Source organism: Saccharopolyspora sp. CA-218241 (assembly GCF_050954615.1).
In the GTDB taxonomy this organism is placed as follows: domain Bacteria; phylum Actinomycetota; class Actinomycetes; order Mycobacteriales; family Pseudonocardiaceae; genus Saccharopolyspora; species Saccharopolyspora cebuensis.
Map to the genome: position 1 here is coordinate 1,881,952 of NZ_CP191860.1, position 17,346 is coordinate 1,899,297.

The 17,346-nt window shown below is 72.0% G+C and carries 15 protein-coding genes and 2 pseudogenes; 7 read left to right on the forward strand and 10 right to left on the reverse strand.

Features of this window, described 5'->3' with window-relative positions:
• Positions 1-82: 82 nt before the first annotated feature.
• A pseudogene (locus tag ACQP0T_RS09200) lies at positions 83-1,030 on the reverse strand (alpha/beta hydrolase); the annotation flags it as partial.
• A gap of 410 nt (positions 1,031-1,440) precedes the next feature.
• Here ACQP0T_RS09200 and ACQP0T_RS09205 point away from each other — a divergent pair.
• Positions 1,441-2,466, forward strand: coding sequence for a TerC family protein (locus ACQP0T_RS09205; RefSeq protein WP_433872212.1), 1,026 nt, complete (start codon positions 1,441-1,443; stop codon positions 2,464-2,466).
• A 306-nt stretch (positions 2,467-2,772) separates the two neighbouring features.
• On the opposite strand, the gene ACQP0T_RS09210 is transcribed toward ACQP0T_RS09205, so the two are convergent.
• Positions 2,773-3,429 (reverse strand): RES family NAD+ phosphorylase, encoded by a 657-nt coding sequence (locus tag ACQP0T_RS09210; RefSeq protein ID WP_433872213.1) that lies wholly within the window; start codon positions 3,427-3,429, stop codon positions 2,773-2,775.
• A gap of 40 nt (positions 3,430-3,469) precedes the next feature.
• Complete coding sequence (locus ACQP0T_RS09215; RefSeq protein WP_345367948.1) at positions 3,470-4,054, reverse strand: DNA-binding protein; 585 nt, start codon at positions 4,052-4,054, stop codon at positions 3,470-3,472.
• Positions 4,055-4,516: 462 nt separating this feature from the next.
• On the opposite strand from ACQP0T_RS09215, the gene ACQP0T_RS09220 reads away from it, so the two are divergent.
• The 5 genes from ACQP0T_RS09220 (at position 4,517) to ACQP0T_RS09240 (ending at position 10,144) form a co-directional block, all read left to right on the forward strand.
• A complete protein-coding gene (locus tag ACQP0T_RS09220) occupies positions 4,517-6,202 on the forward strand; it encodes a class I adenylate-forming enzyme family protein (RefSeq protein ID WP_433872215.1) in 1,686 nt (561 codons plus the stop codon).
• Positions 6,199-6,954: an SDR family oxidoreductase gene (locus tag ACQP0T_RS09225; protein WP_345367950.1), complete on the forward strand. Its 756-nt coding sequence runs from the start codon at positions 6,199-6,201 to the stop codon at positions 6,952-6,954. Before ACQP0T_RS09220 ends, ACQP0T_RS09225 begins: the two co-directional genes overlap by 4 nt.
• Positions 6,951-7,724 (forward strand): SDR family oxidoreductase, encoded by a 774-nt coding sequence (locus tag ACQP0T_RS09230; RefSeq protein ID WP_433872216.1) that lies wholly within the window; start codon positions 6,951-6,953, stop codon positions 7,722-7,724. The genes ACQP0T_RS09225 and ACQP0T_RS09230 overlap by 4 nt, the downstream gene beginning before the upstream one ends.
• Before the next feature lie 146 nt (positions 7,725-7,870).
• A complete protein-coding gene (locus tag ACQP0T_RS09235) occupies positions 7,871-8,473 on the forward strand; it encodes a TetR/AcrR family transcriptional regulator (protein ID WP_433872217.1) in 603 nt (200 codons plus the stop codon).
• Between the two features lie 108 nt (positions 8,474-8,581).
• Positions 8,582-10,144 carry an AbgT family transporter gene (locus tag ACQP0T_RS09240; protein ID WP_433872218.1) on the forward strand — a complete coding sequence of 521 codons (1,563 nt, stop codon included), beginning with the start codon at positions 8,582-8,584 and terminating at the stop codon, positions 10,142-10,144.
• 58 nt (positions 10,145-10,202) lie between these two features.
• On the opposite strand, the gene ACQP0T_RS09245 is transcribed toward ACQP0T_RS09240, so the two are convergent.
• From ACQP0T_RS09245 to ACQP0T_RS09275, 7 genes and pseudogenes are all read right to left on the reverse strand, one after another.
• Positions 10,203-10,658, reverse strand: coding sequence for a MaoC family dehydratase (locus tag ACQP0T_RS09245; RefSeq protein WP_433872220.1), 456 nt, complete (start codon positions 10,656-10,658; stop codon positions 10,203-10,205).
• A gap of 51 nt (positions 10,659-10,709) precedes the next feature.
• Complete coding sequence (locus ACQP0T_RS09250; protein WP_433872222.1) at positions 10,710-11,828, reverse strand: acyl-CoA dehydrogenase family protein; 1,119 nt, start codon at positions 11,826-11,828, stop codon at positions 10,710-10,712.
• Positions 11,825-13,015, reverse strand: coding sequence for an acyl-CoA dehydrogenase family protein (locus tag ACQP0T_RS09255; RefSeq protein WP_433872224.1), 1,191 nt, complete (start codon positions 13,013-13,015; stop codon positions 11,825-11,827). Before ACQP0T_RS09255 ends, ACQP0T_RS09250 begins: the two co-directional genes overlap by 4 nt.
• Positions 13,012-13,764, reverse strand: a complete 753-nt coding sequence (gene fabG, locus ACQP0T_RS09260; RefSeq protein WP_433872226.1) for a 3-oxoacyl-ACP reductase FabG — start codon at positions 13,762-13,764, stop codon at positions 13,012-13,014. Before fabG ends, ACQP0T_RS09255 begins: the two co-directional genes overlap by 4 nt.
• Before the next feature lie 26 nt (positions 13,765-13,790).
• Positions 13,791-15,005 (reverse strand): acyl-CoA dehydrogenase family protein, encoded by a 1,215-nt coding sequence (locus ACQP0T_RS09265; RefSeq protein WP_433872228.1) that lies wholly within the window; start codon positions 15,003-15,005, stop codon positions 13,791-13,793.
• A 1-nt stretch (position 15,006) separates the two neighbouring features.
• Positions 15,007-16,043, reverse strand: a pseudogene (locus ACQP0T_RS09270) (phosphotransferase family protein).
• A complete protein-coding gene (locus ACQP0T_RS09275) occupies positions 16,040-16,714 on the reverse strand; it encodes an HAD family hydrolase (protein ID WP_433872230.1) in 675 nt (224 codons plus the stop codon). The pseudogene ACQP0T_RS09270 and the gene ACQP0T_RS09275 overlap by 4 nt, the downstream one beginning before the upstream one ends.
• A gap of 63 nt (positions 16,715-16,777) precedes the next feature.
• On the opposite strand from ACQP0T_RS09275, the gene ACQP0T_RS09280 reads away from it, so the two are divergent.
• A complete protein-coding gene (locus tag ACQP0T_RS09280; protein ID WP_345367961.1) occupies positions 16,778-17,299 on the forward strand; it encodes a DinB family protein in 522 nt (173 codons plus the stop codon).
• The last annotated feature ends 47 nt before the right edge of the window (positions 17,300-17,346 follow it).

Genomic DNA, 17,346 nt, shown 5'->3' on the forward strand with positions numbered 1-17,346 from the left:
TGACCTCGCCGCCCGCCGCGGTGATCTGCCGGGCGTTGGCGTCGGCCTGCTCCAGGCCGAACAGGGAGTCCCGCGCGCCCTGCACCAGCAGCGTCGGCACCTCGATCCGGGAGGTGACGCTGCGCGGGGAGACGTCGTCGAGCAGCGCCAGGGTCGCCGGCCCGGCCCGGCCGGTGCGGGCCACCTCGGTGTAGGCCGCGCACACCTCCTCGGTGAAATTCCCGCAGGTCAGCGGGGAATCGTCGGGGTCGCGCCGGAGGCCCGGCCCGTCCGAGGGCAGCGACCCGGCGGCCGGGGGTGCGGCGGGCTGCCCGCCGGAGGCGAACAGCAGTCCGGCCCACGCCTCCTTGAACACCCCGCCCGGTGCCCCGGTGCCGCGCGCCGGGGTGCTCGCTCGCGGCGTCTGCGGAGTGGCGCCGTTGGGCAGCAGCGCCTGGTGCAGGTCGTTGTAGGTGTTCACCGGTGCGATGGCGTCGACGCGCGGATCGACGCCCGCGAGCAGCAGGCTCAGCGCCCCGCCGTAGGAGGTGCCGGTCACCCCGACCCGCGGATCGCCGTCACCGTCGCGCAGCACCTCGGGCTGGCGGGCCAGCCAGTCGAGCAGCTGCCGGGCGTCGGCCACCTCGTACTCCGGCTGGTTCAGCGCGATCTCGCCGGTGCTGCGGCCGAAGCCCCGGGACGAGTAGGTGAGCACGCTGAAGCCCCGGGAGACCAGTTCCCGGGCCTGCGCGGCGGTGCTGCGCTTGTCACCGCCGAAGCCGTGCGCCAGCAGGATCGCCGGGGCCGGGGTGTCGGCGGGGGCGTGGAGGGTGACGTCGATCTGGGTCCGCTCGGTGCCGCCGGGTCCGTCCAGCACGTCCAGCAGCGCCTCGCGCGGCGGCGGGGGTCCGGCCTCGGGCTCCTGCTCGTCGGACCACAGGAACGCGCCGAGGACCACGGTGGCGATCAGCGCCAGCGAGATCAGCAGCAGGCTCTTGCGACGACGAGGAGGGGCGGACACGCCCACGACAGTAGGGGAATTCGGCGGCACCAGTTCTCTCCTGGGAGGAGCGAAGACAAGACGCTATGAACCAGAGACCAAACAGCAATCCGCGGTCTCGTGCCGCATCCCCGAGTGCGGTGCCGGCGCACCGGCGGCCCCGATCGTAGAGGTCGCCGGATCTCGGCGCGACGGTGATCCGCATCGTCCCCGGTCGCGGCGGGTGCGGGCCGGACGGGGCCGACGCCGCCGGTGCGACGTGATGTCGCGTACCCCTGCCCACCCCGCTGGTGTTCGACTGGACGCATCGAGGAGAATCTTGACGAGGTGGAGGGGAGTATTCCTTCGCGGCGGCATCGTCATCACGGAACTTGCCAGGTCAAGCCCGGTGCCGCCGGTCGACGAGCGTCGATGGAAGAGACCTCCGGTCCTCGGCGCATGCCCTGAACCGGAGGTGATGAATGGGTGCCGATGTGACGCTCCTCGCCCAGGGAGCGGTGGACCGGCTCGACGTTCCGTGGTGGGTGTGGGCCGCCACGCTCGGCGGACTGGCCGTCCTGCTTTTGCTGGACCTGGTGATCGTCGACCGCAAGCCGCACGAGGTGACCACCGGCGAAGCCGCCAAGTGGGTCACCTTCTACGTGGCGTGCGCGGTGCTGTTCGGCATCGGGGTGTGGATCTTCGGTGATGCGCACTTCGCGATCGAGTACTTCACCGGTTACATCACCGAGTACTCCCTGAGCGTGGACAACCTGTTCATCTTCATGGTGATCATGTCCAGCTTCGCGGTGCCGTCGATCCACCAGCACCGCGTGCTGCTGATCGGCATCCTGATCGCCCTGGCGATGCGCGCGGTGTTCATCTTCCTGGGCGCGGCGCTGATCGAGCGCTTCGTCTGGATCTTCTTCATCTTCGGTGCCTTCCTGCTCTGGACCGCGATCAGCATGGTCCGCAAGAAGGACGAGGACGAGGAGTACAAGGAGAACGCGGTCGTCCGCCAGGTGCGCAAGCTGTTCCCGGTGACCGACGACTACCACGAAGCCAAGATGTCGGTGAAGATCGACGGCAAGCGCTGGCTGACCCCGATGTTCATCGTGATCATCGCGATCGGCAGCGCGGACCTGCTGTTCGCGGTCGACTCGATCCCCGCGATCTTCGGCATCACCCAGGACCCCTTCCTGGTGTTCGCGGCCAACGCGTTCGCCCTGATGGGTCTGCGGCAGCTCTACTTCCTGCTCGGCGGCCTGGTCGACAAGCTCGTCTACCTGTCCGTGGGGCTGGCGGTCATCCTGGCCTTCATCGGCTTCAAGCTGATCCTCCACGCGTTCCACGAGTACCACCTGGTGCCGGAGTGGATGGAGATCACGAACTGGATGTCGCTGGGCTTCATCGTGGTGACGCTGGCGATCACCACGTGGGCGAGCCTGTCGAAGTCGAAGAAGGACGCCAAGCAGCAGTCGGCGGAGGGCAGTCCCGAGAACTCCTGATCCGACCGCGACGGTGCCCGGGGTTCAGCCGAACCCCGGGCACTTCGTCGTTCCAGCGCCGCGCGGAGGTCCCGGCGCCCGGTGGCGGGTTCCGGGAGCGGTCCTCAGGAGGCTTTTCAGAATGCGGCGTAGCCGCATGCGGTGAGGCACGCAGCTTGCACCGCGGCGGGTTCTCCGCGGCCTTCTCGTGAGGACAGCGCCGACGCCGTGTGCGTCGTTGGTGCATCAGGAGGCGATCGGCGCAGCGAGAAGGCCGCTGAGGTTCCGCCACCGGTACCGCCACGCAGGCCATTCTGACAAGGCCCCTCAGTCCAGCATGGTGTAGCTGAGCTCCTTGCACACCCGGCCCAGCGGCACGTCGAGCCCGGGGTGGCTCAGCGGTAGCAGCACGTCGGGCGAGTCCGGCAGCGCCGTCGCCGCGGGCGGGTCCCACAGGCACAGCGACGGGTTGCCCGCGTCCATCGAGGACCGGTACCACAACCCGTCGAGTTCCGGGTAGGCGGCGCGGATCGTCCGCGCCCACGCCTGGGTGCGCTCCTTCGGCCCGCTGCTGATCGCCTGCGAGGCCCCGGCCCTGGTCGGCCACAGCCCGGACAGGTCGAGCAGCCGGAGCGTCCGACGAGGCCGGAACAGGACGAGCTGCGGGCTCCGGGTGCGCCGGTCCACTGTGGAGGTGGCCTGGAACACCTCGGCGATGCAGGTCCGCACGGACAGCGAGAAGTACAGCACGCCGTGCTCCCGGGTGACCGTGGGACCGCCCTGGTTGTTGGGCAGGTGCGGGTCGAACCGGGCGTGCGGTAACGGCCCCGCGTAGCGGAACGAGTTCCACTGCTGCGGGTGGTTGCCGCCGGAGGTGTAGACGCGCACCAGCCGGCTCCCGGCGGGCACCGCGATGACGTCCTCGGTGCGCCGGAGCATCGCTTGCAGCACTGCTGGCGCAGGCGGCTGGGGGAGCCGAGCCATGAAGGTCCAGGTGTTCGGGGTCCGGTCGGGCGGGGAGCGCTCAGGCGGGCGTGCCGATGGTCGAGGCGAGCTGCGCCGCGCGCCCGGGGTCGCCACCGGCCAGCAGCCACTCGCGCGGGCTGACCGGGTGGTCCTCGACCTCCAGGTCCTCCTGCGGGGTGGTCATGAAGTTGGCCAGCACGAGCGCGGGTTGGTCCAGCGGCATCGCGGCGAGCACCGCTTCGAGCCCGGGCAGGGCGTCGTGCTCGGTGAACTGCCACGCGGGCAGCCGCCAGCCACCCCGGTCCTTCCAGCCGATCAGCCTGCGCTCGCCGATCCGGTGCCGGATGCGGCTGCTGTCGACCCCGAGCCGTTCGGCCGCCTGGTTCACCGACAGCGCGGTGTCGCGCAGCACGGCCTGCTCGGCGACGGTGCGCGCCCGGGGATCGCCCTCGGACGGTCCCAGCGGCGCCAGGTCGAGCCCGACGTCGGCCAGTGCAGCCTGCTCGGAGTCGCTGAAGTGCGCGGCCGGGTCCGCCTGGGGCGAGGTGAGCTTCTTCGCGGCGTCCTCGACCAACGAGAGGAATTCGTTGGCGGTGACCCTTAATCCGGCTCGTGCCAGCACGGACTCCAACGCGGCTGTCATGCCGTCCAGAGTAACCCCTGGCGGCCGAAAAGTGTGCGCGAGCGTGCGGCCGAGTGTGGTGAATCACTATGCGTAGCAAGAGATTAGCGCACCGTGACGACTTCTGTCGACCCCCTGAGGTGATGTTCCGGTTCATTCGGGGGGCGGGGGCCCGCTCCGGAGGCGCGGGTTGTCTGCGGTGCGGTAGGGGCGCTTGGTGCGTTCGGGGTGAGCGCGAGCGCCGCTTCCGCTCGGCGTGTCGGCGATGCCCCGAACGGCCCAGCCGCCGTCCTCGTGCAGGTCGCGCGGGTGTCGGTGGCCGACGCCGGGAGTTGCTCGGGTCAGGGGTCCGGATTGTCCGTGTCGTGGTGGGGGTGGCCGCGGTCGTCTCCTGTTCCCGCCCCCGGAGGGTTGACGGGGGAGGTGGTCGAGCCGTTGACTTGGGCCGCGTACCGACTGGTCGGTTTTGATGGAGGTGGCGCCTTGGGCAGCGCGTACGACGAACGACCGTGGCTGGCGCTGTACGAGCAGGGCGTGCCGCACGAGATCGAGCCCGGATTCGACTCCGTCCTGGCGATGTTCTCCGCGACCGTCCGGGCGCACCCGGACCGCACCGCGGTGACCTACTTCGACGGGCGGCTGACCTACCGCGAGCTCGACGAGCTCAGCGACGGACTGGCCACCCACCTCGCCGCCAACGGCCTCCACCCCGGCGACCGGCTCGCGGTCTACCTGCAGAACGTCCCGCAGTTCGTGATCGCGCTGCTCGCCGGCTGGAAGGCCGGGGCGATCGTGGTGCCGCTCAACCCGATGTACCGCATCCGTGAGCTGACCAAGATCCTCGGGGACGCCCGGCCGACCGCGATCGTGTGCTCCGAGCAGGGCTGGCACGAGGTGGTCGGCGACTGCGCCCGCCGGGCAGGCGTCGGACTGGCCATCACCACCAGCGAGCTCGACCTGCAGACCCGCCACGACTCCCGCCTGTTCGGCACCCTGCGGCGGCGGCCCGCCGAGGGCTGCGCCGACCTGCTGGAGGTGGCCCGCGCGCACGCCGGGCAGCGCCCCGAGGTCCCCGAGCCGGCGCCGTCGGACACCGCACTGCTGGTCTACACCTCCGGTACCAGCGGTGAGCCGAAGGGGGCCACCAACACCCACGGCAACCTGGTGTTCAACGCCGTCGGCTTCAAGACCCGCACCAGCGATCTCGACGGCGCCGGGATCTTCGCGCTGGCCCCGCTGTTCCACATCACCGGCATGGTCTGCCAGCTCTGCTCCGCGTTCGCCCTGGCGGGCCGGCTGGACCTGGCCTACCGGTTCGAGCCGGGGGTGGTGCTCGACGCGCTCGCCGAGCACCGCCCGGCCTACCTGATCGGCCCCTCGACCGCCTACGTGGCGCTGACCAACCACCCGGACGTCAGCGCCGACCACTTCTCCTCGCTGGAGCTGGTCTACTCCGGCGGTGCTCCGCTGCCCTCGGCGGTCGTCGAGGACTTCCGCGCGCGGTACGGCCACTACATCCACAACGGCTACGGGCTCACCGAGACCACCGCCACCGCGACCTCCGTGCCCGCCCACCTGGAAGCGCCGGTCGACAAGGCCTCCGGGACCCTCAGCGTCGGCCTGCCCACCTTCAACGCGGTGCTGCGGATCGTCGACGACACCGGCGCGGACCTGCCGGTGGGCGAGGTCGGTGAGATCGTCGTCGAGGGCCCGATGGTGGTGCCCGCCTACTGGAACAAGCCGGAGGAGACCGCCCGGGGCCTGCGCGGCGGGCGGCTGCACACCGGTGACGTCGGGTTCATGGACGAGCAGGGCTGGTTCTACGTCGTCGACCGGAAGAAGGACATGATCAGCGCCTCCGGCTTCAAGGTGTGGCCGCGCGAGGTGGAGGACGTGCTCTACGGGCACCCGGCGGTGCGCGAGGTCGCCGTGGTCGGGGTGCCCGACGCCTACCGGGGCGAGACCGTGCGCGCCTACGTCAGCCTGCGCGCCGGGCACGACTGCACGCCCGAGGAGCTGATCGGGTACTGCAAGGAGCAGCTCGCCGCGTACAAGTACCCGCGCGGCATCGAGGTCCTCGACGAGCTGCCCAAGACGGCGACCGGCAAGATCCTGCGCCGTCAGCTCCGCGACACCGCCCGCACCGGCCACCAGGAGGGAACCCGATGAGCAAGCGTTTCGAGGGCAAGGTCGCGATCGTGACCGGTGCCAGCAGGGGCATCGGACTGGCGATCGCCGAGCGGCTGGTGGCCGAGGGCGCGAAGGTCTGCGTGACCGCGCGCAAGCCCGAGGCCCTGGCCGAGGCGGTCAGCGGGCTCGGGGGCGCCGAGCACGCCATCGGCGTCGCGGGCAAGGGCGACGACGAGGAGCACCAGGCCGAGGCGGTGGCCACCACCCGCGAGGCGTTCGGCCGGGTCGACCTGCTGGTCAACAACACCGGCATCAACCCCGCCTACGGCCCGCTGATCGAACTCGACCACGGCATCGCCCGCAAGACCTTCGAGGTCAACGTGCTCAGCGCGCTGTCCTGGACGCAGCAGGTCCACCGGGCCGGAATGGCCGAGCACGGCGGTGCGGTGCTCAACGTGTCGTCGGTGGCCGGGCTGCGCCCCGCGCCGGGCATCGCCTACTACGGCGCGACGAAGGCGATGCTCGCCCACATCACCAAGGAGCTGGCGGTGGAGCTGGCCCCCGCGATCAGGGTGAACGCGGTCGCCCCCGCGGTGGTGAAGACCAAGTTCGCCACCGCGCTCTACGAGGATCGCGAGGACGAGGTCGCCGGGGCCTACCCGTTGCAGCGGCTCGGGGTGCCCTCCGACATCGGCGGCGCGGCGGCGTTCCTGCTCTCCGACGAGGCGTCCTGGATCACCGGGCAGGTGCTGGTGCTCGACGGCGGGGCGACCCTGCGCGGAGGTGTGTGACCATGCGGCTCGACGGGGCGGTCGTGGTGGTGACCGGCGCGGCCGGTGGGATCGGGGCCGCGATGGCGCGCCGGTTCGCCCGGGACGGTGCGCAGCTGGTGCTGGCCGATCTCGACGCCGACGCGGTGCGACGGGTCGCCGACGAGGTCGGCGGGCTCGCGGTGCCCGGGGACGCGGCGAGCGAGGACGGGGTCAACGCCCTGGTCGCGGCGGCGCTGGAGCGGCACGGGCGGATCGACCTGTTCTGCGCCAACGCCGGGGTGGCCCGCTCGGGCGGCCCGGAGGCACCGGAGGCGGAGTGGGCGCTGTCCTGGGAGGTCAACGTGATGGCCCACGTGCGCGCGGCGCGGGCGGTGCTGCCGCACTGGCTGGAGCGCGGCGAGGGGCACTTCCTGGCCACCGTGTCGGCCGCCGGACTGCTGACCATGCTCGGCTCGGCGCCCTACTCGGTGAGCAAGCACGCCGCGCTCGCCTTCGCCGAGTGGCTGGCCATCGAGTACGGCGACCGGGGGATCGCGGTGCAGGCGTTGTGCCCGCAGGGCGTGCGCACCGCGATGCTCGGCAGCAGCGGTTCGGCCGGGCAGAAGCTCCTCGGCGAGGGCGCGCTGGAACCGGAGCAGGTCGCCGAGGTGGTGGTCGAGGCGTTGCGGGACGGCCGGTTCCTGGTGCTGCCGCACGAGGAGGTGGCCGGGTATTACGCGCTGCGGGCGGCCGATCCGGGGCGCTGGCAGGGCGGGATGCGCAAGCTGCGGCGCCGGACCAGCACCTGAGTCCGGACGACGGGCGCGGCGGTGCGCGCGGCGGGCTGCTGACCGGCCGATACTGTGGTGCGGCGGCACCCGACCGGGCACCTGACGCGCGGGTGCGGAACCGGTGGGTCGCCGGGACCGCGAGGACGGACTGGGAGGTCGGTGTCATGGTGCGGGCTGCGAGCGGAGCGGATGCGGGAGCCGAGCCGGTTCCGCAGCGCCTGCTGGCCGTGGCGACCCGGCTGTTCGCCGATCAGGGCTTCGAGACGACCTCGGTGCAGCAGATCGTGGACGCCGCCGGGGTCACCAAGGGGGCGATGTACCACTACTTCGACTCCAAGGACGACCTGCTCTCGGAGATCTACTCCCGGTTGCTGCGGGAGCAGACCGCGCGGCTGGAGGTCGCCGCCGACCGCGACGCCCCGGTGCAGGAGCGGTTGCACGCGGTGGCCGTCGACGTGGTGGTGACCACCGCCGCCAACCTCGACGACACGGTGATCTTCTTCCGCTCGATGCACCTGCTGCACCCCGACAAGCAGGCCGAGGTGCGGGCCGCGCGGCGCCGCTACCACGAGCGGGTGCGGGCGCTGGTGCAGGAGGGCCAGGCGTCCGGGGTGTTCCGCTCGGACAAATCGGCCGACCTGGTGGTGGACTTCTTCTACGGCGCGGTGCACCACCTGGGCACCTGGTTCCACCAGGGGGGCGAGCTGACCGGGGAGCAGGTGGGCGAGCACTTCGCCGACCTGCTGCTGGCGTCCTTGCGGCCGTAGCGGCGGTCGCGTGGCGCGCTCCGGTCCTCGGCGGGTCTTGCGCGCGGCGGGTCCCGGGAGGTTCGCTACCGGATACCTCGAACGGGCATCGCACCACGTCGGAGACGCATGAGCAGCGAGACGAGCACCGCCGGGTCCAGCCGCCTCGACCGGGTCCTCAACCTGGTGGAGCGAGCGGGCAACAAGCTCCCCGAACCCTTCATCCTCTTCGGCCTGCTGTTCCTGGTCGTCGCGGTGGTCTCCACGGCGGTGGCCGCGTTCGGCGTCACGGTGCGGATCCCGGGAGACGACGAGCTCACGGTGATCCGGGGCGCCTTGACCGGTGCGGGACTGGAGTTCCTGTTCACCTCGATGGCCGAGAACTTCATCGGCTTCCCGCCGCTGGAGACCGTGGTCACCATCATGCTCGCGGTGGGGCTGGCGGAGCGCTCGGGCCTGCTCACGGCGCTGATCCGGGCCGCCTTCGGCGGTGCGCCGCGCTGGGTGCTGCCCTACGCGGTGGGGCTGGTCGGCATCGCGGGCAGCGTGATGGCCGACTCTTCGATGATCATCATCCCGCCGTTGGCCGCGCTGGTCTTCAAGGCCGCCGGGCGGCACCCGGTGGCCGGGCTGCTGGGCGGTTTCGCCGCCGCGGGCGCGGGCTACTCGACCGCGCCGGTGGTCACCAGCCTGGACGCGCTGTTCGCCGGGATCAGCAACAGCGTGGCCGCCACCTTGCCCGACCCCGGCACCGCGGTCACCCCGGTCTCGAACTACTACTTCAACGTGGTCTCGGCGATCCTGCTGGGTCTGCTGGCGGGCCTGCTGATCGACAAGGTGATCGAACCGCGGATGGTGCGCGCCGGGGTCCCGCGCGAGGAGGTGTCCGGATCGGGCGCCGAGGAGGGCGCGGTGCGGGTGGCGCTGGAACCGGCCGAGCGGCGCGGCCTGGTGCGGGCCGGGATCGCCTTCGTGGTGGCCGCCGCGGCGGTGCTGCTGCTGGTGCTGTGGCCGTCCTCGCCGCTGCGCAACGACGACGGTGGGTTCCTGCCGGAGTCACCGCTGCTGGACTCGGTCACCACGCTGATCTTCCTGGGCTTCGCGGTGCCCGCCATCGCCTTCGGCACGAGCGCGGGCACGGTGCGCCGGCCCTCCGACGTGCCCCGGCTGATGGCCCTCGCGCTGCGCGACCTGTCCGGTTTCCTGGTGCTGGCGTTCATGCTCGGGCAGTTCATCGCGCTGTTCAACTGGACCAACCTGGGGTCCTGGGTCGCGGTCGCGGGTGCGGACCTGCTGCGCGGGCTGAGCCTGGACGGCTACCCGGCGTTCCTCGGGTTCATGGCGCTGGCCTCCGCGCTGAACCTGTTCATCATCTCCGGGTCGAGCCTGTGGACGCTGATGGCCTCGGTGTTCGTGCCGATGTTCGCCCTGCTGGGCTTCGAGCCGGGATTCGCCCAGGCGGCGTTCCGGGTCGGCGACTCGGCGACCCAGGTCATGACCCCGCTCAACCCGTACATGATCGTGCTGCTGACCTACCTGCGGCGCTACGAACCGCAGGCGGGCATCGGCACGCTGGTGGCCAGGATGACGCCCTTCGTCGTCCCGTTCTGGTTGCTGTGGGCGCTGATCCTCACGGTGTTCTACTTCGCCGACCTGCCGCTGGGACCGGGGATGGACATCCGGGTCGAATGACGCGACGCGGGCTCCCCGGCGCACCGGGGAGCCCGTCGTGGCAGTCGCGCGGAGGTGCTCAGAGCACCACGCGGGAGAGCATCTCCGCCACGCACGCCGGTTTGTCGGCGCCCTCGATCTCGATGGTCGTCGCGATGGTGAGCTGCAGCCCGCCCTTGACCTCGCTGACGTCGGTCAGTTCGGTGTGCGAGCGCACCCGCGAGCCGACCGCCACCGGACTGGGGAAGCGGACCTTGTTCAGCCCGTAGTTGATGCCCATCTTGGCGCCGACGTCGAGCTTGTAGGTCTGCCCGTTGAGCTTGGGCAGCAGGCTCAGGGTGAGGAAGCCGTGCGCGATCGGGCCGCCGAACGGGCCGGCCTTGGCGCGCTCCACGTCGACGTGGATCCACTGGTGGTCGTGGGTGGCCTCGGCGAACTGGTCGACCTGCTCCTGGGTGATGGTCAGCCAATCGCTGGTGCCGAGCTTCTCGCCCTGGGCGGCGACGAGTTCTTCGGTGCTGTGGAAAACCCGCACGGGTACCTCCGGTCGGTGGGGGACGCGTCGTCGTGTTCTGCGCCGCGGGCGCTACGGGGTCGGCAGGTCGACGAGCTCGGCGAGGCGCTGCCGGTGCCGTTCGGCGGTGCCGAAGGCGAGCTGGGAGCTCTTGGCCCGCGCCAGGTGCAGGTGGGCCGGATGTTCCCAGGTCATGCCGATGCCGCCGTGCAGTTGCAGCGCTTCCTCGGCGGCCAGCACGACCAGGTCCGAGCAGTACGCCTGCGCCACGGCCACCGACAGCTCCACCTCGGCGTCCTCGCGGGCCAGCGCGTCGGCGGCGCCGCGTGCGGCGGCGCGGCCGGTGCTCACGCCGGTGAACAGGTCGGCGAGCCGGTGCTTGACCGCCTGGAAGGAGCCGATCGGGCGACCGAACTGGGAGCGGGTCAGCGCGTACTCCACGGTGGAATCCAAGCAGTGCTGGGCCAGGCCCACCTGCTCGGAGGCCAGCACGCCCGCCGCGGTGAGCAGCGCGCGGCGCAGCACGCGTTCGGCGTCGGCGCCCGAGGCGATCCGCTCGCCGACCGCCGAATCCAGCTCCAGGGCACCGAACCGGCGGGTCAGGTCCAGCGGTGTGGTCGGTGTCCGGGTCACCCCGGGCACCGAGGTGTCCAGCAGGTACAGCGCCGGGCCGTCGGCGTCGGTGGCGGGCACCACCAGGTAGTCGACGAACGCCAGCTCCACCACCGCGCCGACCGATCCGGTCAGCGCGCCGCCGTCGGCCCGGACCGCGTCCGGGAACGCGGCGTAGGGCGAACGGCCGAGCCCGATCGCGGTGCTGCCGAGCTGGGTGCCGTCGGCGAGCTGCGGCAGGATCTCCCGGACCCGGGGCACCGCGGCGCACTCCACCAGCGCCGCGGTGGCCAGCAGGTTGCCCAGGAACGGCACCGGGGCCACCGACCGGCCGAGCTCCTCGGCCAGCACCGCGACCTCCCGGGCGCCGGCCCCGGCACCGCCGAGCTCCTCGGGCACCAGCAGCGCCGCGAGCCCGAGCTCACCGGCCAGCGTGCGCCACAGCGCCAGGTCGTAGGGTTCGTCGCTCTCGGTCCTGGCCAGCACCGACGGCCAGTCGCTGCGCTCCTGCAGCAGCCGGCGCACGTTGGTCCGCAGGTCCTCCTCGACCTCGCTGTAGAGCAGGTCCGGGACGCTCATCGCGGGAGCTCCTTCCACGGCCGGTCCTTGTCGGTGCGGATCTCCGGCGGCAGGCCCAGCACCCGTTCGGCGATGACGTTGCGGAGGATCTCCGAGGTGCCGCCCTCGATCGAGTTGCCCTTGGCCCGCAGGTAGCGGAAGCCGGGGCCGCGCGCGGAGGTGAAGTCGGCCTGGTCCGGGCGCCGGAACGTCCAGTCGTCGTAGCCGAGCCCTTCTTCGCCGAGCAGCTCCAGCTCGAAGCCGGAGATTTCCTGGTTCAGCCGGGCGAAGGACAGCTTGACCGCCGACCCCTCCGGCCCGGGGCTGCCCGCGGCGAGCTGCTGGCGGAGCCGCTGGCCGGTCAACCGGGCGGCCTCGGCCTCCACCCACAGCGACAGCAGCCGGTCGTGCGCCCCGGAGGTGCGCAGCTCGGGGCGGTCGCGCCAGGTCCGCGCGGCCAGCCCGATCAGCCCGGCTTCGCGCTCGGTGTTGCTGCCGCCGATGGAGACCCGCTCGTTCATCAGGGTGCCCATCGCCACCTGCCAGCCCTGGCCGACCTCGCCGAGCCGGTGCGAGTCCGGGATGCGCACCCCGGTCAGGAACACCTCGTTGAACTCCGCCTCACCGGTGATCTGCCGCAGCGGGCGCACTTCCACGCCCGGGGCGGTCATGTCGCAGACGAAGTAGCTCAGCCCCTTGTGCTTGGGCTGGTCCGGATCGGATCGGGCGACCAGGATCGCCCAGCTCGCCCGGTGCGCCAGCGACGTCCAGACCTTCTGGCCGTCGAGGACCCACTCGTCGCCGTCGCGGACGGCCCGGGTGGACAGCGCGGCGAGGTCCGATCCCGCGCCCGGCTCGCTGAAGAGCTGGCACCAGATCTCCTCGCCGGTCCACAGCGGACGGAGGAACCGCTGCTGCTGCTCCGGGGTGCCGAACCGCAGGATCGTCGGGGCGGCCATGCCCAGCCCGATGGAGTTCAGCCGCGGCGAGTTGTTCGGCGCCCCGGCCGCGGCGAACGCCTCGTCGACCACCGGTTGCCACTCGCGCGGGGCGTCCAGCCCGCCCAGCCCGGCGGGGAAGTGCACCCACGCCAGCCCGGCGTCGAACCGCGCCCGCAGGAACTCCAGGCGGTCGGTGCGCTCCGGCGGGTGCTGCGCGAGGAACGCGCCGACCCGCTCGCGCAGCCCGTCGGCGTCGGTGGCGCTCATGCCTTCGGCCCGCCCGCCACGTAGATGACCTGGCCGGAGACGAATCCGGAGCGCTCGTCGACGAAGAACGACACGGTGTTGGCGATGTCCTCGGGCGCTCCGGGGCGCCCCACCGGGATGCCGCCGACGGCGGCCTTGCTGAACTCGTCGAAGGACACCCCGACGCGCTCGGCGGTCGCCTTGGTCATGTCGGTGGCGATGAAGCCGGGCGCGATCGCGTTGGCGGTGATGCCGAACTTGCCCAGCTCGATGGCCAGCGTCTTGGTCAGGCCCTGCAGCCCGGCCTTGGCCGTGGAGTAGTTCGCCTGCCCGCGGTTGCCCAGCGCCGAGGTGCTGGACAGGTTCACGATCCGGCCGAACTTCGCCTCGACCATGTGCTTCTGGACCTCGCGGGACATCAGGAACGAGCCGCGCAGGTGCACGTTCATCACGGTGTCCCAGTCGTCGTCGGACATCTTGAACAGCAGGTTGTCCCGCAGCACGCCCGCGTTGTTGACCAGCACGGTGGGCGCGCCGAGCTCGGTGGCGACCCGGTCGACCGCGGCGCGGACCTGCTCGGCGTCGCTGACGTCGGCGCCCACGGCCAGCGCCTCGCCCCCGGCGCCCTCGATCGCCGAGACGGTCCCGGCGCACTGCTCCTCGTCCAAGTCGACGACGGCGACGGCGAAGCCGTCCTCGGCGAGCCGTTGGGCGGTGGCGGCGCCGATCCCGCGCGCGGCTCCGGTCACGATGGCGACACGACTGGTCATGGTGGTGTTCCTCTCGAAGTCCTGCGTCACTGCGTCTTGTACTTCTTCAGCTCGCGCCGGGCGAGCGACCGGCGGTGCACCTCGTCCGGACCGTCCACGATGTGCAGCGTGCGGGCGTGCGCGTAGAGGCTGGCCAGCGGGGAGTCCTGGCTGACCCCGGCCCCGCCGTGCGCCTGGATCGCCCGGTCGATGACCCAGGTGACCATCTCCGGCACCCCGACCTTGATCGCCTGGATCTCGGTGTGCGCGCCCCGGTTGCCGACCGTGTCCATCAGCCAGGCGGTCTTGAGCACCAGCAACCGGGCCTGTTCGATCTTCACCCGGGACTCGGCGATCCAGTGCTGCACGACGCCCTGGTCGGCCAGCGGCCCGCCGAAGGCGACGCGCTCGTTGGCCCGGCGGCACATCAGCTCCAGCGCCCGCTCGGCCATCCCGATCGCGCGCATGCAGTGGTGGATCCGGCCCGGCCCGAGCCGCGCCTGGGCGATGGCGAAGCCCTCGCCCTCGCCGGAGATCACGTTGTCCACCGGCACCCGGACGTCCTCGAAGACGATCTCGGCGTGCCCGCCGTGGTCGGCGTCGTCGTAGCCGAAGACGTTCATGCTGCGCTCGATCCGGATGCCCGGGGTGTCGCGGGGAACCAGGACCTGGCTCTGCTGCCGGTGCCGTTCGGCGTCCGGGTCGGTCTTGCCCATCACGATGAAGATCGCGCAGCGCGGGTTCATCGCACCGGAGGAGAACCACTTGCGCCCGTTGATCACGTAGTGGTCGCCGTCGCGGGTGATGCGGGTGCCGATGTTGGTGGCGTCGGAGGAGGCCACGTCCGGCTCGGTCATGCAGAACGCGGAGCGGATCTCGCCCGCCAGCAGCGGTTCGAGCCACCGGCGGCGCTGCTCCGGGGTGCCGAACAGGCTCAGCACCTCCATGTTCCCGGTGTCCGGGGCGGAGCAGTTGGTCGCCTCGGAGCCCAGGCGCGAGCGCCCCATGATCTCGGCCAGCGGGGCGTACTGGAGGTTGGTGAGCCCGGTGCCGTGCTCACCGGGCAGGAAGAGGTTCCACAGCCCCCGCCGCCGCGCTTCGGCCTTGAGCTCCTCCATCACCGGCGGGTGCGCCGCCCACCGGTCGTCGGCCTCGGCGAGCTGCGCGGCGTAGACCGGTTCGGCGGGGTGGACGTGGGAATCCATGAACTCCTGGAGCTGCGCCCGCAGCTCCTCGGTGCGCGCGTCGAAGCCGAAATCCATCTCAAACCTCCTCGTCGAGGGTGGCCAGGCCCTGAGCGACCAGCGGGGCCACCAGCGCTCCGATGTGGTCGAAGCCGGCACCCACGGTCTGACCGTGGATGTAGCGGTAGTGGATGCCCTCCAGGATCACCGCGATCTTGAAGAAGCCGAACCCGATGTACCAGTCCAGTTCGGACAGCTCCGCGCCGCTGCGCTCGGCGTAGCGGCCCAGCATGTCGCGGAACGGCGGGAAGCCGAACTCCGGCCCGATGCCCTTGGCGATCGGGTTCTCGTCGAGCCCGCTGAAGCCCTCCCAGTACACCGCGAGCAGCCCCAGGTCGGTCAGCGGATCGCCGAGCGTGGCCATCTCCCAGTCCAGCACCGCGTCGATCCTCAGCTCGGGTCCGACGAGGACGTTGTCGAGCCGGTAGTCGCCGTGCACGATCGCGGTGCGCCCGGTGCGCGGCACGCCCGCGGCGAGCCGGGCGGCCAGCTCGTCGATGCCCGGGATGTCCCGGCTGCGGGAGGCCGCGAGCTGCTTGCTCCACCGCCGGACCTGGCGGTCGAGGAACCCCTCGGGGCGGCCGAAGTCGCCGAGCCCCACCTGCTCCGGGTCGATGGCGTGCAGCTCGACGAGCACGTCGACGAGCTGCCGGGTCAGGTCGTGGCGCTGGTCGGCGTCGAGCCGGCCGGTGAGCTCCGGGGTGCGGTAGACGGTGCCCTCGACGTGCTCCATCAGGTAGAACGGCGCTCCGATGACCGCGTCGTCCCGGCACAGCACGTGGGTGCGCGGGACCGGCACGGCGGTGCCGGCCAGCGCGCTCATCACCCGGTGCTCCCGTCCCATGTCGTGCGCGGTGGCCAGCACGTGACCCAGCGGGGCCGGCGCAGCACCCAGCGGCTCGTGCCGTCGGTGAGCACGTAGGTCAGGTTCGACCGCCCGCCGTGGACCACCTCGCCGCGCAGCGGACCGGTCACCAGTCCCGGCCGCCGCGCGTCCAGGTAGGCGCGCACGCGGTCGAGGTCGAGGCCGGGCAGCTCGGTGGACGGGGCGTTCATCGGGCCTCCTGGTGGTGGCGGGTGGGCGGCAGGCCGGGGACGAGTTCGGCGAACCGGGCGAGGGTCTCGGCCGCCCCGGTGTGCAGCACGCAGCGGATGCCGAGGTCCTCGGCGGCCTCGACGTTCGGCGCGCCGTCGTCGACGAAGACCACCTGATCGGCGTCCAGCCCGAGCCGGTCCAGCGCCAGCCGGTAGATGCGCGGGTCGGGCTTGCGCAGGCCGACCTCGTCGGAGATCACCGCGTCCTCGAACAGCTCGTCGAGCAGCTCCCGCGGGTAGGCGTTGCCCCAGCTGTTGGACAGCAGCGCGGTGCGGACGCCGTGCGCGCGCAGCCGGCGGACCAGGTCGTGCATCACCGGCTCGGGGCGCATGTGCGCGAAGATCCGGCCGAGCAGGCCGTCCGGGGAGACCGGGCCGTCCTCGGTCGTGCGCAACCGGGCGGCCAGCAGGGCGTTGAACTCCGCGGCGCCGATCTCGCCGAGCTCGAGCCGGTGGATCGGCGTGCCCGGGGGAGCGGAGCGGGACAACCACTCCTTGAGCGCGGCGGAGTAGGTCTCGGGCCGGACGCCCTCCTGCCGGGTCCACGACCGGATCGCCGCCCGGCCGGAGGTGGTCAGCACTCCGCCGTAGTCGAAGATCACCGCCCGCACCGCGGCGTCGCTGGGGCTCATGGAGCCTGACCGTACCGACTAGACGGTATGTGCGCTAGACCCCGGCCCGGGTACCGTGCGGATGTGGACTGGCGCGAGGAGGCACTGGACCAGCTCGACTTCTACTGGGCGGGCTGGCGGCCCCGGCTGGACGGGCTCACCGACGAGGAGTACTTCTGGGAGCCCGTCGCCGGTTGCTGGTCGATCCGGCCGGTCGCCGACGGCTGGGCGATGGACTTCGCGTTCCCCGAGCCGGACCCGCCGCCGGTGACCACCCTCGCCTGGCGGCTCAACCACATCGCCGGCCACGTCTTCGGCCTCCGGGTCAGCAACCACTTCGGCGACGGGTCCTACCGGATGGACCACCACGACCACCCCGCCACCGCCGCGGCGGCGCTGTCCTACCTGGACGAGCAGCACCGGTCGTGGCGGGACGGCATCGGTGCGCTGGACGCCGCGGGGTGGGCGCGGCCGGTGGGGCGGGCCGAAGGCCCGTTCGCCGACCGCAGCTACCTCGCGCTCGTGCTGCACCTCAACCGGGAGCTGTGCCACCACGGGGGCGAGGTCGCGCTGCTGCGGGACCTGTACCGCGCCGGGGCCCGCTGAGCTGGCCGATCCGCCGGGAGAGCGGCTCCGCCGCTGCGGGAACCGCA